Here is a 15,086-nt window from a genome sequence, read left to right as displayed (position 1 = left end):
AAAAAACTCTTTAGCAAAAAAAGGAACCGTCCTCCCCCCTCTCGCGGGGCCACCGGGGGGGGGGGGGGGGGGGGGGGGGGCGCCCTGAACCACCCCCCCCCCCCCGCAGCAGCCCCGCCGCCTGTGAGGCACCCTCCCCGCCACCCCGACCCCGAAGGAACCACCGTGGCAGCACCAGCACCCCTGGCCCGGACCGCCGGCCCGCCGGACACCCGCGATGTCCCGGCCGAACCCGGCGGGGCCGCGCAGCTGAGGCGCAGTCAGCGCCGGACCGCCGCCCTGCTCATCACCCCGTTCTTCGTCCTGTTCGCCGCCGTCATGGTCGCGCCCATCGGCTACGCCCTGTGGATGAGCCTCTTCCGGGAACGCTCCTCCGGGCTCGGCTTCGGCGGCACCCGGCGCGTCTTCACCGGACTGGCCAACTACACCGCAGCCCTGTCCGACCCGGGATTCCGCGCCTCCTTCGCGCACATAGCGCTCTACTGCACCCTGTACATCCCGGTGATGACCGGCGGCTCCCTCGCCCTCGCCCTGCTCGTCGACTCCGCCCTCACCCGCGCGAAACGGTTCTTCCAGCTCGCACTCTTCCTGCCCCACGCGATCCCCGGACTGATCGCCTCGATCATCTGGATCTACCTCTACACACCGGGCCTGAGCCCCGTGCTCGACTGGATCGAAACGGCCGGCGGCAGCTGGGACTTCTACGCGAACGACCACGTCCTGCTCTCCATGGTCAATCTGTCCGCCTGGCAGTGGACCGGCTACAACATGGTCATCTTCTACGCCGCCCTCCAGGCCGTACCGCGCGAAGTGATCGAAGCGGCCGTCGTGGACGGAGCCGGCGGACTGCGCACCGCCCTGCAGATCAAGATCCCGACGATCGCCTCCGCGATCGTCATGACCGTCTTGTTCACCTGCGTCGGCGCGATCCAGATCTTCACCGAACCGAAGGTGCTCAACCAGCGCGGAGCGCCCTCGATCGACACCGAGTGGTCGCCCACCCTGTTCATCTGGAAAGCGGGATTCGTGCAGCACGACTACGGCCTGGCTGCGGCCGCCTCCCTGATGCTCGCCATGCTCGGCGTGGCCCTCTCCTTCCTCGTCACCCGGACCGGAAACCGCTGGAAGGCGGCGGTATGAGCACACTCACCCAGCACACCCCGGCACCCGCCCGGCCGCCCGCGGACACCCGCCCGCAGCCGGCCGCCCGCCGCGCCCCCGCGCACGCCCTGCTCTCCAAGGGCCTCGTCAACGGCCTGTTGATCCTCGCAGCCTGCTACACCCTGATGCCCGTCAGCTGGCTGCTCTTCGCCGCCACCAAGGACCACCGCGACCTCTTCGCCACCTCCGGCTTCAGCTTCGGCGACGTCAACCTCCTCGCCAACCTGCGGCACCTGTTCACCGTCAACGACGGCATCTACCTGCGCTGGTTCGGCAACAGCGTCCTGTACTCCGTCGTCGGCTCCGCCGCCTCCACCCTGATCTGCGTGGCCACCGGATACGCCTTCGACAAGTACGACTTCAAGGGCAAGGAGAAGCTGTTCGGGCTGGTCCTCGGCGGCGTCCTGGTCCCCAGCACCGTCATCCAGCTGCCCATGTACCTGCTCGCCACCAAGGCCGGCATCGTCAACACCTACTGGGCGCTGCTGCTGCCCGCCCTGGTCAACCCCTTCGGCGTCTACCTGGCCCGGGTCTTCTCCGAGGGATACGTGCCGGGCGAGGTCCTGGAGGCGGCCCGCGTGGACGGCGCCGGCGAACTGCGCACCTTTACTCGTATCGCGCTGCCCATGCTCGCCCCCGGCTTCATGACGATCTTCCTGTTCTCCTTCACGGCCAGCTGGAACAACTTCTTCGGTGCGCTCGTCATGCTCAACGACGAGCACCTCTACCCGGTCAACCTGGGCCTGTTCCTGTGGAACAGCGTCACCCAGCAGCAACCCGAGTACTACACCCTTGTGATCACCGGCTCCCTGGTAGCCGTCCTCCCGCTGATCGCGGCCTTCGTCTGCCTGCAGCGCTTCTGGCGCTCCGGCCTGACCGCCGGCGCGGTGAAGTGACCGTGACCGTGACCATGCCCCCGACCCGCCGCCGTCCGCGCACCGTTCTCGCCATGAGCGCCGACATCCACCGCTCCCTCCTCGCCGACGGCACCCTCGACCGCCTCCACACGATCGCCCGCGTCGACACGACCACGACGATCACGACGATCACCGACGCGAGCCCCGCCGACGCGCTCAGACTCGCCCGCGCCGAGGTGCTCTTCACCCACTGGGGCGCACCCGCGCTCACCGAGGAGGCGCTGGGCCGCATGCCCCGTCTGCGCGCCGTCGTCCACGCGGCCGGCTCCGTCAAGCACCACATCACCGACGCCGTCTGGAAGCGCGGCATCACCGTCTCCTCCGCGGCCGCCGCCAACGCCCTGCCGGTCGCCGAGTTCACCCTCGCCGCGATCCTGTTCGCGAACAAACGGGTCCTGGACATCGCCCGCGACTACGCCCACACCCGCAGGCAGCCCAGCCTGCTCCCGTACTTCAGCGGCCACGGCAACTACCACCGCACCGTGGGCGTCGTCGGCGCCTCCCGCATCGGACGCCGGGTCATCGAGCTCCTCCGCCCGCTCGACCTGCACGTCCTCCTCCACGACCCCTACCTCGACCCGGCCGCGGCCCGTGCTCTCGGCGCGGAACCGGCCGGCCTCGACGACCTCGCCCGGCGCAGCGACGTGGTCACCATCCACGCCCCCCAACTCCCCGAGACCCGCCACATGTTCGACACCCGCCGACTCGCCCTGCTCCGCGACGGCGCCACGCTCATCAACACGGCGCGCGGCTCCCTCGTCGACACCGAAGCCCTCCTCCACCACCTGGTCCCCGGCCGCATCCACGCCGTCCTCGACGTCACCGAACCGGACGTACCGCCCGCCGACTCACCCCTGTACGCACTGCCGAACGTGCTGCTGACCCCGCACATCGCCGGTTCCCTCGGCAACGAGCTGGGCCGCATGGCCGACTGGGCCACCGACGAAGTGGCGCGTTACGCCCAGGGCCTTCCGTTCGCTTATGGAGTAGGGCCGGACGAGCTGACCCGGTCCGCGTGATCACACGTAAGGAGCGCCATGCCCGACGCCGCCCGCCGCGTCCTCGTCGTCGGCATCGACGGCGTACGTCTCGACGTACTGCACCGCCAGCCCACCCCGCACCTCGACGCCCTCGCCGCCACAGGCTTCCTCACGCCCGTCGAGGTCGACGACACCACCCCCACCATGTCCGGACCCTGCTGGGCGACGACCGTGACCGGAGTCGGCCCCGCCAAGCACGGGGTGTGGAGCAACGACCTCAGCGGCCACCGCCTCGACGTCTTCCCCGACTTCGCCACCCGCCTCGACCACCACGACCGCCGGCGCACCTTCGTCGCCGCCGGCTGGCGGCCCCTGCTGCAACCACGCGACGGCGGGCCCCTGTTCCGGGCTCCGTCCCGGACGGCGTGCATCGCTCCGGAGGCCGACACCCCCGAGGCATGGGAGGAGTGCGACGAGCGGATCACCGAGACCGCGGCGCGCGTCCTCGCCGAGGACGACGTCGAGGCCGCCTTCGTCTACCTCGGCGCCCCCGACGAGACCGCACACGTCCTCGGCTGCGGGGAGGCGTACGAGGCCTCGGTCCGCCGCGCGGACGCCAGCCTCGGCCGGCTGCTGGCCGCCGTGCGTTCCCGGCCCGCGTACGCGGACGAGGAGTGGACCTACCTGGTCGTCACCGACCACGGGCACGTCGACGCGGGCGGCCACGGCGGCCGCTCCGCCGAGGAGCGCACCGCATGGCTGGCGGCGGCGGGCCCCGGCATCGGCCAGGCGCCCCCGCGCGTACGGCACGCCGACGTCGCCGCACAGGTCTTCGCCGCCCTGGGCCGGCACCCCGACCGGCACTGGACCCTGGACGGCCGCCCCTTCGCGGCCGAGCCGCACGCCGTGCTCCTCGACATGGACGGCACGCTCGTCGACACCGAGTCCCTCTGGCTGCGCACGGTCCGGGAGCGGGCGCCCCACATCGGCGTCGACGACCTCTTCGCCGCGCTCGGCCGCTCCACCGCCGACACCGCCGCCCACCTGCACCGCCTGACCGGCGCCGACCCGGAGGAACTCGCCGCGGACCTCGGGACACGGTTCCTGGAAACGGTCCAGCAGGAGGCCGCCCCGCTGCCCGGAGCCCTCGAACTCCTCGACATCATCCAGGAGTTGGGCCTGCCCATGGCGCTGGTCTCGGCGTCCTCCCGGCCCGTCCTGGACGCCGCCCTCAAGGTGCTGGGCGCCGACAGGTTCCGCACGACCCTCGCCGAGGGCGAGACACCCCGCGGCAAACCCGCACCCGACCCCTATCTGGCCGCAGCCCGGGCCCTGGCCGTGGACCCCGCCGCCTGCCTGGCCGTCGAGGACTCTCCCATCGGCGTCACCGCGGCCGAGACGGCCGGGTGCAGGGTCCTCGCCGTACCGTCGTACGCGCCGATCCAGGCCGGGCCCCGGCGCACGGTGCGGCGCGGCCTCACGGGCATCGACCAGCAGGAGTTGTGGGCGGCGGGGCTGTGAGACCGGCGGCCCTCGGGTCCCGAGCGGTACGGAAAGCAGGGCCGGGGACGGGGGCGGCCACCCCTGGACGTAACCTTTCTGCACCCCCTGGTGCCCGAGGAGTTCCCCATGCCAGCCGTCCGCCCCCGCGTCCTCTACGTCACCGACCTGGCGTACCCGGCCCGCGGGCGCCGCTACTGCGACGAGGACATCCTCCTCACTTCCCGGCTGCGCGAGCACTTCGACCTCGCCCTGTGCCATCCGCTGGACGCGACCGCGCTGATGGACGCCTACGACGCCGTCGTCGTCCGCAACAGCGGACCTGTCCTCGGCTACCAGAAGGAGTACGAGGCCTTCCGCGCGCGTGCGCTCAGCAGCGGGACCCGGGTGTACAACCCGCTCACCGGCAAGGCGGACATGGCCGGAAAGCAGTACCTGCTCGACCTGAGCGCCGCCGGCTTCCCGGTCATCCCCACCGTCGACCGCGCCGAGGACCTGCACCGGCTCCCGGCGGCCGAGCGCTACGTGGTCAAGCCCAAGCTCGGCGCCGACTCCCTCGGCCTGCGCGTCCTGCCCGCCTCCCGGCTCGCCTCGCTCGCCGACGGCACCGTCCTCATCCAGCCCTGCGTCGACTTCGCCTACGAGGTGTCCTTCTACTTCGTCGACGACGACTTCCAGTACGCCCTGTACGCCCCCGACCGCGAGCGGCGCTGGGAGCTGCGGCCGTACGGGGCCACCGCCGCCGACCTGGAGTTCGCGCGCCGCTTCATCGACTGGAACGGCCTCGGCCACGGCATCCAGCGCGTCGACGCCTGCCGCGCCCCGGACGGCGAGCTGCTGCTGGTCGAACTGGAGGACCTCAACCCCTACCTGTCCCTGGACGCCCTCCCGGAGGAGGCCCGGGACGCCTTCGTCACCGCGCTGACGGCGTCCCTGAGCCGGTTCGTCCACAGGTTGCATGAGGCCCATGAGGCACATGAGGGCCATGAGGGCCACGAGATCCAGGGTGTGCAGGGGACGGAAGGTCCGCAGGAGGCGCTCATCCCAGCCTGACGCTGATCCGCTGCGTCGCACCCGCCGTCGAGGTCAGATCCCCGAAGGCCAGCGTCAGCGCGGAGCCGGTTGCCGACGAGGTGACCGTGGGCGGGGCGGACGTCACCGCCACGACCGCCCGCCGCCAGGTGAGCGTCAGACTCGTGCGCATGCGCATCGGATCGCTCACGGCGATCACCGCAGTGCCGTCGGACTTCTCGGTGATCATCACGCAGCACGGGTCGCTCGCGGTGAGCGTTCCGACCGTTCCGCCGAACCAGAAGTTCACTCCGGTGAAGCCGAGCGAGGGCACGGCCACGCCCTGCTGGCTGTCGGTGTTGGCCAGGACCGTCAGCCAGCCGGTGTCGGCGGCCCGCGCCTGCGTGCGGGCCGCGGTCGCGCCCGGCAGCAGCTGGTAGGCGTACGACGCGTTCGCCGGGTCGGTGCCGTGGTCGACGTACAGCGTGAGGTATTTGCGGTTCAGGACGGTCGTGGAGCCGCCCTTGTTGATGGTGCTCCAGCTGCCGTCGCGGGCCTCGCGCAGCGCCCGTACCGTCGCCCCGCCCGGGAAGACGTAGCCGCCGTGCCCGCCGATGTGTGCCCAGCGGGCGCCGGTGAGGGTCTTGGACCACGGGTAGGTGGCGGGCTCGACCGTGCCGTCGACCGTGAACGGGGCGCCGCCGGTGGGGCCGAGGTTGCGGTTGTCGACCGTCGTCTCCACGGCCGTACCATCGGTGCACGTGATGCCCGCGCCGAGGCAGACGACCGTGTCGTCCAGGAAGAACCACGACTTCTTCGCCAGCAGCGTGGACTGCAGCCCCTTCAGGTACTGTCCGACGGCGGCCCGCTGCCCGTCCGTCGCGCCGCCCACCCAGTTCACGTCCGGCAGCGAGGCACCCCAGTCCCCGCCCGCCGCGTCCGCCAGCACCTTGTGGGAGACGGTCGTACCAGGCAGCCGGTACGGGTCGACGGTGGGCCAGAAGGCGTCGCTGTACTGGCCGTTCGCGAACGTGCCGCCCCACCAGTAGAGCATTCCCGAACCGGTGTGCCAGCCGCGCAGGTTCTCGCCGTTGCCGGTCTCGTAGTAGGTGATCCGGCGGTTCGCCATGCTCAGCGAGGCCGCCCAGCCCGGCCGGCGGTGCGTTGCGCGCGCCATGCACGGGAACAGCCGGTGCCCGGTCGGCTCCGCGACCGCCGTCACCGACGTGTCGTCCTGAACTCCCTTCAGCCGGGCCAGATGCGGCAGGCTCAGCACCGGGTCGTTCAGCGGCGGACTGTAGTAGTCGCGCTGCATCCAGCCCTTCACCAGGCCGCGCCAGCGCGCGTTCTCCGCCGCGCTCGCGCCCTGCCCGAGCAGGACGATCGAGGCGAGGATCGGATGGCCGCGCAGGTGGTCGTCCTGCTGGATCTGCTCCGGGTCCGACGCCGCGAGCCCCCGGCTGATCGCCCGGCCCGCAACCCCGTCCATCACCAGGCCGTTGTAGAGGAACGGCGCCCAGGCGCGCTCGACCGCGTCGAACACGATCTGCCGGTTCGCGTCCGTCACCGCCCAGCTCGACCCCGCCAGCAGCGCGAACAGCAGACCGAGACCGCCGAGCATCACCGAGCCGTACGACCCGGTGTACGGAACGGTGGTGTGCTGGATGAACGACCCGTCCGCGTAGAGCCCGTCGCCCGAGGTGACGTACGGGAAGACGGGCGAGAGGGCGTCCCTGGCCAGCGCCACCTTGGCCGCGCTCGCGCCGACCACGCCACGCAGCGCCAGCACCCGGCACAGGTCGACCCGGTTGGCGCCCGTGCTGGTCCCGCTGTAGTTCGCCACGGCCGAGTCGGGCACGAAGTGGTCCACCGCGGCCAGGTAGTTCGCGAGCTGCCCCGCCGACAGGGCGTCGTACATCAGCACACACACGTCGAGCAGCGCCTGCGGGGCGCCGATCTGCCAGCTGTACCAGTTGCCGTACCGGGTCTGTCCGGCGTTGTAGACGTCGTCGTGGAGGTGGTCGAGGCCGGTGAGGATCGCGTCCCGCACCCCGGTGTCGCCGGTGAGTCCGGTACCCGGTCGGCAGTAGGCCTGCGCGAGCGTGTTCAGGCGCGTGTAGCTGGTGTTCATGTTGCCCGAGTAGCCGTACGACTCCTGGTCCGAGTCCGGGTCCGGGTCGGCGTACACCAGGTCGGGCCAGAGCGAGCCGCCGGCCGGGGCAATCGTGGAGAGCAGCCCGCTCGCGGTGGTGCCCAGGTCGGCGAGCCGGGACTTGAACGGTTCGGCGGTCGGGGCGAAGCCCTCGCCGAGGATCAGGGTGCGCCATTTTGCGCGCAACGTCGCGAACTCGTCCGATGCGGCGAACGCCCGGGTGCCGAGCCCCAGGGCGACAGCGGTGCCTGCGGAGGCGGTCAGGAAACCGCGGCGTGACCAAGGAGTCGTCATGACGGCGGTTTTTAGCATGCACTCGCTCAAACGCTCAATACTTCTTACCGAGTTGAACGTTTAGAGCGTTTGGGGGAGTGGGGGGCGAGGCTGAACGGGTGCGCCGTTCGCGCCGTATCTCAGCACGGGGACCGCGGATCCCGTACGCACGGGACGGAAGGAGAGCAGGGTGCCGACACCGCCCGACCCTGAACAGCCGCACCCCGGACCGGTCCTGGAACCCATCCGCGTCCTGCGATTGCGCCGCTTCGACGCCCTCGCGGACCTGATGCGCGAGATGTACCCGGAGCCGGAGCCGGAGCCGGAGCCGGATAAGTATGTGGAGCCGGGGGCTTACGAGTCCTTCGAGACAGCCGAGTCCATCGGCACAGCACCCCGAACCGGCGCCACCACGGCCCGGACACCCCCCGAAGCCGAGGACGAGACCGAGGAACTGCCGCCGTTCCCGGCCACTGCGCAGGTCCCACCGAACGGCACCGGCCGCTCTGCCCCCGGGGTCCGCCGCGCCGCCGTCGCCGTGGCCGTCGGCGCGGCCGCACTCGTCGGCTTCGGCTGCGCCCTCCTGCTCCCGAACCGCCAGGAGGCCAGTGCGACCGCGCAGCCCTCCCACGCGGCCACCACCACGGCGCCGGCCGCCACGACCCCGGCCCCGGCCGCTCCCGCCACCACCCCGTCCGCCGACCCCGACGGCGCCGGCACCCTCCGCCAGGGCGACACCGGCCGCGAGGTCGCCGAACTGCAGCAGCGCCTGCTGCGCGTGCCGGACGTCTACCGGGACGGCTCGACCAACGGCACCTACGACACCGTCCTCACCGCGGCCGTGGCCCGCTTCCAGCTCTGGTACGGCATCAGCGGCGACGAGACCGGCGTCTACGGCAACGACACCCGACGCGCACTGGAATCCCGGACGAGCCTGGACGGCAGCGGCTGAGCACCGGGCTCGAACACCGGGTAACGCCCCGGGAAAGCGTCGTGGACGACCGGCCGGCAGGCCTCATCATGGGCGTTCACCCCGCGGCCCGCCGCCGGGCGCACCTCGCACCACGACCGAAGGCCACGCCGATGACCGGCTCCCGCATCCCGGGCCTGCTAGTGCCCCTCGTCTTCCTGCTGGCCCTGGCCGTCGGCGTCTGCTGGTACTGGCGACACCGCAACGACGATTGACCCCCATGCCGCTGTGCGGTCGAGGCGGCGCACCCCGCCGCCGCGCGCGGTCCCTTCAGCGGCCGGTGCCGCGGCCCGCCAGGGCCTCGCTGACCGCGCGGACACTGCGCGCGATGTGCTGGAGCTGCAGCACCTCGGCCGCGTACATCTTGATCGTGTGCTCGATGACCGACTCCGGCAGCCCGAGGACGGGCAGTTCGGCGCGGGCGGTCTGCAGCGCGGTCCGGGCCACCCGGATCTCCTGCTGGACCTGGATCTGCGCGTGCCGGGCGAGCAGGACGGGATGCCGGATCAGCGCGGGGTAGCTGGCGTAGCGCGCCGGGATCAGCTCGCGGAGCCACTTGGCCGCCGAGCGTTCCCAGTCGTAGGTGCCCGGCGTCTTGACCTGGCAGGGCCAGTCGGGGCTGAGGCGCGTAGTGGTGGTCAAGGACATGATCCATCGCTTCCGGTGTGCGGCGTCGTGACGGTGGTCCGACGGTGTGGGGCGGCCCCGGCCTAGGGGATGACCGGGGCCGCCACGGGCGCATCGCAGCGGCGGTGCGCCACCGAACACCCGGATCGCCGACGTGGGTAGGGGACGGCGGCTGAGGGTGTCCGTGCGAGGGCCCCGGGCACGGGGGACCGGCGCGGCGGGAGTGCTTGCGTGCGCATGGGCGGTCCGTCGGCTTTCTCGGGGCGGTGTGCGCGCGGTGAGTCCGCGGGTGCGGAACGTACCCGGGGTGGGCCGGGCTCGATCCGTCTGCAGTATTTATATATGCCGTCGGGTTTGCAAGACGTATGAAAACATTCATGCGGGATATGCGGTGAATGATCCCTGGACGGCGAAAGATCCCCTTGTGACGGGCGGGTGACGGGAAGAGATGCGGGCACGGGTCTCCCGCGGGCGAAAGGTTCAGTCCTTCCGAAAGGTTCAGTCCTTCAGGAAGAACTGCTGCTGGTCCGCCACATGCTCGTACTTCTCCAGGCGGCCCTGGGTGCGCTCCGGATCGGCGTCGGTCATGGCCTGCAGCAGGGCGGCGGCCATCACGCCGGGCGCGGCATAGGAGTCGAAGACCAGGCGGGAGCCGGTGCCCGTGGCGAAGATGACGTCGGCCTCGTCGGCCAGCGGACCCAGCGCCAGGTCGGTGATCAGGGCAACCTTCAGGCCCGCCTCGCGCGCGACCCGCAGCGCGGTCAGCGTCTCCTGCGCGTGCCGGGGCATGGCGAACGCCAGCACCCAGGTGCCGCCGGCCTCGCGCGACTGCAACAGTGCGTCGTAGGCCACGCTGCCGCCGCGCGTCACCAGCCGGACGTCGGGATGGATACGGCGGGCGGCGTAGCCGAAGTACTCGGCCAGCGACACGGAGATACGCAGGCCCAGCACGGTCAGCGGAGTGGAGCGGGACAGCGCGCGGCCGACGCTGATCACCCGGTCGGGGTCGGCGAAGTCGCGGCGCAGGTTCTCCAGGTTCTGGACCTCGGCGTCCACGGCCGCCTGGAGTTCGTTGGCGCGGTCCTCCTCGCCGGGCCCGCCGGCCAGCGTGCTCAGTGCGATCGACTGGAGCTTCTCCCGCAGTGCCGGGTAGCCGCTGAAGCCGACGGCGGCGGCGAAGCGGGTGACGGAGGGCTGGCTGACGCCCACGCGGTCCGCCAGCTCGGTGATCGACAGGAACGCCGCCTCGGTGATGTGCTCGATCAGGTACTGGGCGACCCGGCGCTGCCCAGGGGACAGCCGCGGGCCGTCGAAAAGTTCCCTGAGCTGGGAGGTCGGGGCGGCCTCGGCCTCCGGCACGGTTTTGCCCGAGGTGATCGCTGACGCCTGGGCGCGTGCCTGCTGCGACGCCTGGGCGCGTGCCTGCTGCGGCGAGGGCACCGGCCCGCCTCCTTTGTCTCCCACGACCACTCAACATAGCTCACGGACCGTGGTGACCAGGGGCTGTGACGGGCCGGCAGCCTCACCGCCGATACAGAGTGATCGAATGACCGACTTGATCGATCGGGCGGCTTGAGTCGATCAATTCGGCCAGTTTGCCGCGCGCCTTGGCGGCCGAGGAGTCCGACACCACCAGCAGTCCGTGCACCCGCGCGGGCGGCACCGCGCGCGGATCGGAGGCGTGGATGCCGTAGTACGCGGGCACACCGCTGCCCTTGTAGACCAGCCACACCCGCTCGCCCGGGTACCGCTGCCGGAGCCGGTCGGCGAGCCGGCCCAGGTCCTGGCCCCAGTCGACGTTGGAGTCGTGCAGCAGCCGGTGGGTGTTCGCCGGCCCGCCGAACGCCTCGTTGGAGTACGGCAGGTAGTACGGGAACGTCCCCAGCGAACTCAACCCCACCCCCAGCACCAGCAGCCCCGTCAGCAACCACGACCACCGCCACCGCAGCGCGAGCACACAGGCTCCGGCCACCGCGAGGAACACCGGTACGTACAGCGCGTACCGCGTCCCGAAGTCCCGCGAGCCGGTCATCGCCGCCGCCAGCAGCACCGCCGGCGGCAGCAGCAGATACGGCGCCACGGGCCGCAGCCGTCGTACCGCCACCGCCGTCACGGCACCGGCCGCGCCCAGCGCGAGCAGCCCGAGCGGGGTCTTCACCAGCAGGGCGGCCGGCAGGTAGTACCACAGCGAGCCCGTGTACAGGTGCCCGAACAGATAGCCCTGCCAGGGCTGGTACTCCAGGCCGAACTGCACCCGCATCCCGGCCCGGTACGCCTCCGGCAGCGGCAGCAGGTCCGTCACCCGCCCGCGCAGCCCGTGCACGACCGGCACCGGCTCGGCGGGCACGAACCGCAGCCGCGGATCGACCGCCAGATACAGGGCCCACACCACCGCGACCGCCACCACCGCCACGACCGCCGCACCCGCGAGCGCCAGGAGCACCTTCCGCCGCCGGCCGGCATCGCGCCGGGCGCTCCCCACGGACAGCACCGCGAGGAGCATCACCACAGGAACCGCCGGCAGCGCGCTCATCTTCGTCGCCACGGCCGCCCCGAGCGCCGCCCCGGCGAGCGGCACATACACGCGCGGCCGGTGCCGCGCCCGCCACACCAGCCAGGCCGATGTGAGCACGAAACCGGTCGCCGGCACGTCCAGCGTGGCCAGCGAGCCGTGCGCGATCACGTCCGGCGAGAAGGTGTACAGCGCCAGCGCCGCCAGACCGCCCGCCACACCCGCCGACTCCCGCGCGAACGCGAACACCACCAGCCCGAACAGCAGGGTCAGCACGATCACCGGCAGCCGCGCCCACAGCATCAGCCGCCAGGGATCGTTGCCCGACTCGTACAGCAGATGCCGGCCCACATCGCCCTGGACGCCGATGGACGACGGCGGGATGCCGGTGAACGACGGGTCGTAGTGCGGGTCGGCCACCGCCACGCCTGCGGCGATCAGCAGTTTGCCGAGCGGCGGATGCTCGGGGTTGTAGCGCACCCTGTGCGCACGCAGGTAGTCGGTGGCCGTGGCCACGTACACGGGTTCGTCGATCGTCGGCGTCTGCCGGATGGCCGTGGTGACCATCACGGCGGCCATCTGGGCCAGCAACAGCGCCACCAGGAGCGGCACCGCCCACCGCCGCCGGACCACCGCCCACCGCAGGCGGCGCAGGCCCGCGTGCGGCCGGCCGGGCGCGGTTGCCGACACGGGGCGTGCGGATCCGAGGCCGGGGACCTCGGGGGCGAGGACCACCGCCGGGGTCGCCTGGTCCGCCTCGGGTACCAGGGCCTCCCGGGTCGCCTGGTTCGCCTCGGGTGCCAGGACCGTACGGGTCACCTGTTCCGCCCCGGGTGCCAGGACCGTCCGGGGCACCTGGTCCGCCCCGTCAGCACGGCCCGCCCCGTCGGCCCAGTCCGCAGGGACCGTCTGCTGTTCGTGCGCCATCATCCGCCCTGCGGTGAGGTCGGCCGGGTGGGGGCGGGTGCGGTCCCGGGCAGCACCACGGCCCCGCTCTCGCACCCGCTCCCGCCCCGGAGGCGTCACCGCTTCAGGAGTCGTACCGACAGACCTTCCGCCGTATACACCGGTACGGCCCGCAGCGCGTCGGAGTTCAGCTTCACCTGGTCGAACTGGCCGCGCAGTGCCCGGGCGCCCATGACGCGTACGGTCGTCCCGGCGGCCGGAGGGTTGTCGGCGTCGAGGCGCAGCGACAGCACGCTGCCCCGGCCCAGCAGGGCCCGCCCGGGCAGCGACAGCCCCGCCCGGCGCTCCCCGCGGAGCGTGACCTCCAGGGTCGCGCCCGCCTCCTGGACGTACGTGCCCTGCACGCGCGCCAGGCGGTCCGTGCGCAGCGTGCCGCCCAGCATCTGCACGTCACCGCGCCCGAGGGCGAAGGTGGAACCGACGACGAGCACGCCGTCCTCCACCACGGTCCCGCCCTCGTAGGTGTTCCGGCCGGTCAGCGTCAGCGTGCCGGTGCCCCGCTTGGCGAGACCGCCGCAGCCGTGGATGTCGTTGCGCCAGCTGTCGGCCGCCGAGAAGCCGCCGGCGGCCGCGTCCATCGTGACCGTGACATCGCGGTCGAAGGCGCCGTACCCGTCCGCCGCGGCGAACAGATTCAGCCGCCCCCACTGCTCGAACCCGTCGAGCAGCACGTACCCGGAGGGCAGCCCGGTCGTGCGGAGCACCTCGCGCCGCTGATCGGCGTCCAGGTACGGCAGCCGCGTCTCCAGCAGCACCTCGGCGCCCTTCGGCACGGTGAACGCCGTGTCGCGGCCGTGCCGGGTCAGCACGTACGTCAACCGGGGGCGCACCGCGCGGGCGTTGGCGTCGCGGTCGCCGTACGGGTCGGTGTCGGTGCCGGCCGCGTGCGCGTAGGCGTACAGCGTGTCCGCCGTCGTGCCGGTCTGCGCCGTGAAGTAGGAGAGTGCCTGGGCGCGCGCCGCCGCCTTGACGCTGGCGTTCGCCGGGTCGGTGAGGGTGGCCGCGGCGAGCGCGGTCGCCATGATCCGGCCGCCGATGACGTCGACGGTGTGGTGCATGCCCGCCACGATCCGGGTGTGGCTCAGCTCGAAGGCACGCGTCACCAACTCCTGGAAACGCTCGGGCACCGCGTACGCGTAGGCCAGCGCCGCCAGATGGAAGGCGTTGGTGTGACCGCTGGGGAAGCCGCCGTCGTCGGTCGGGGAGGTGCCGCGCTGGCGCAGCAGCTGCGGGGCGACGACCACGTCGGACTCGTACACCGGGTAGCCGAACGCGTCCGTCGTCCCGGTGTCGACCACCTCGCTGTCCTCGTTCATGCGCCACGGACGCGGGTACTGGTAGGCGTACTTGGAGGGATTGCCGGAGGCGTACGGGCCGCGCACGGTGTCGACGAGTTCGGCGACCTTGCCCAGTGCGGAGTCGTGGGAGCCCGCGCCGAGGGCCGAGCCGGCCGGGGCGGTCGCGGGGACGGCGTCGCTGACGGTGGTCGCCGGGGTGCCGTCGGGCGCGGCGGTGATCGAGGTGACCGCCTTGGCGCCTGCCTTGTACAGGTCGGCCAGCGGACCGAGGCCGGCGATCATCGCGTAGCTCTGGTGCTGGCGGTCGTAGACGAACGCCTCCTTCGCCTGCGCGTCCGTGCGCTCGGTGGTGATCCGGGCGCAGTAGCGCAGGTTGGCGCGCAGCACCTCGGGGCGCAGCGGGGTGCCGGTGTTCCAGGCGGAGCCGGTCTTCCAAAACTGGGCGAAGCCGCCGAGGATCCGGACCACCGCGTTGGTCTCGGGCGTGAGATGGGCGAGGACGTTGGTCTTGTAGTCGTCCACGAACGCGGCGGCTGCGGTCGCGGCCTTCGCGTCAGCGGCGGACAGCCACGCGGCGAAGGTCGGGGCGGCGAGCACGCCCGCCGACACGCCCAGCGAGGTCGTGAGGAAGCCGCGCCGGTTCAGGGCGGATCCACGGGCCGGCGAGGAGGAGCGGTGCCCGGCGGGTGACGGCATGCGTGTGCCTCTCTTGAGTTCTT

At 72.1% G+C, this 15,086-nt stretch carries 12 protein-coding genes; 7 read left to right on the top strand and 5 right to left on the bottom strand.

Going from position 1 to position 15,086, the window contains the following annotated elements; translation table 11 throughout:
- The first annotated feature begins 318 nt into the window (after positions 1-318).
- From ACZ5DS_RS21320 to ACZ5DS_RS21300, 5 genes are all read left to right on the top strand, one after another.
- Entirely contained in the window at positions 319-1,140 is an 822-nt protein-coding gene (locus tag ACZ5DS_RS21320) for a carbohydrate ABC transporter permease (RefSeq protein ID WP_468241272.1), read from the top strand.
- Positions 1,137-2,057: a carbohydrate ABC transporter permease gene (locus ACZ5DS_RS21315; RefSeq protein WP_468240782.1), complete on the top strand. Its 921-nt coding sequence runs from the start codon at positions 1,137-1,139 to the stop codon at positions 2,055-2,057. The genes ACZ5DS_RS21320 and ACZ5DS_RS21315 overlap by 4 nt, the downstream gene beginning before the upstream one ends.
- 53 nt (positions 2,058-2,110) lie before the next feature.
- A complete protein-coding gene (locus ACZ5DS_RS21310; protein WP_468240779.1) occupies positions 2,111-3,097 on the top strand; it encodes a hydroxyacid dehydrogenase in 987 nt (328 codons plus the stop codon).
- Positions 3,098-3,115: 18 nt separating this feature from the next.
- Positions 3,116-4,579 (top strand): HAD-IA family hydrolase, encoded by a 1,464-nt coding sequence (locus ACZ5DS_RS21305; RefSeq protein ID WP_468240777.1) that lies wholly within the window; start codon positions 3,116-3,118, stop codon positions 4,577-4,579.
- 108 nt (positions 4,580-4,687) lie between these two features.
- On the top strand, positions 4,688-5,611 hold the full coding sequence (locus tag ACZ5DS_RS21300; protein ID WP_468240774.1) for an ATP-grasp domain-containing protein: 924 nt from the start codon (positions 4,688-4,690) through the stop codon (positions 5,609-5,611).
- Here the strand turns inward: ACZ5DS_RS21300 and ACZ5DS_RS21295 are convergent.
- Positions 5,598-8,015 (bottom strand): polysaccharide lyase 8 family protein, encoded by a 2,418-nt coding sequence (locus ACZ5DS_RS21295; protein WP_468240771.1) that lies wholly within the window; start codon positions 8,013-8,015, stop codon positions 5,598-5,600. The genes ACZ5DS_RS21300 and ACZ5DS_RS21295 overlap by 14 nt on opposite strands.
- 169 nt (positions 8,016-8,184) lie before the next feature.
- Between ACZ5DS_RS21295 and ACZ5DS_RS21290 the strand changes: the two genes are divergently transcribed.
- Together ACZ5DS_RS21290 and ACZ5DS_RS21285 are read left to right on the top strand one after the other, a co-directional pair.
- Positions 8,185-8,946, top strand: a complete 762-nt coding sequence (locus ACZ5DS_RS21290) for a peptidoglycan-binding domain-containing protein (RefSeq protein ID WP_468240768.1) — start codon at positions 8,185-8,187, stop codon at positions 8,944-8,946.
- Between the two features lie 41 nt (positions 8,947-8,987).
- Entirely contained in the window at positions 8,988-9,179 is a 192-nt protein-coding gene (locus ACZ5DS_RS21285; RefSeq protein WP_468240765.1) for a hypothetical protein, read from the top strand.
- A 55-nt stretch (positions 9,180-9,234) separates the two neighbouring features.
- Here the strand turns inward: ACZ5DS_RS21285 and ACZ5DS_RS21280 are convergent, their stop codons facing one another.
- From ACZ5DS_RS21280 to ACZ5DS_RS21265, 4 genes are all read right to left on the bottom strand, one after another.
- On the bottom strand, positions 9,235-9,612 hold the full coding sequence (locus ACZ5DS_RS21280; RefSeq protein WP_468240762.1) for a hypothetical protein: 378 nt from the start codon (positions 9,610-9,612) through the stop codon (positions 9,235-9,237).
- Between the two features lie 477 nt (positions 9,613-10,089).
- Positions 10,090-11,055: a MurR/RpiR family transcriptional regulator gene (locus ACZ5DS_RS21275; protein WP_468240759.1), complete on the bottom strand. Its 966-nt coding sequence runs from the start codon at positions 11,053-11,055 to the stop codon at positions 10,090-10,092.
- A 58-nt stretch (positions 11,056-11,113) separates the two neighbouring features.
- The gene (locus ACZ5DS_RS21270) at positions 11,114-12,682 is read right to left on the bottom strand and encodes an ArnT family glycosyltransferase (protein ID WP_468241270.1); all 1,569 of its coding nucleotides are present in this window, start codon (positions 12,680-12,682) and stop codon (positions 11,114-11,116) included.
- A gap of 443 nt (positions 12,683-13,125) precedes the next feature.
- Complete coding sequence (locus tag ACZ5DS_RS21265; protein ID WP_468240757.1) at positions 13,126-15,063, bottom strand: phosphatase PAP2 family protein; 1,938 nt, start codon at positions 15,061-15,063, stop codon at positions 13,126-13,128.
- Positions 15,064-15,086 lie beyond the last annotated feature (23 nt).

It is taken from the genome of Streptomyces sp. NPDC031100 (assembly GCF_055570785.1).
The sequence above is the reverse complement of the archived record's forward strand: the minus strand, read 5'-3'. Positions and strand labels throughout refer to the sequence as shown.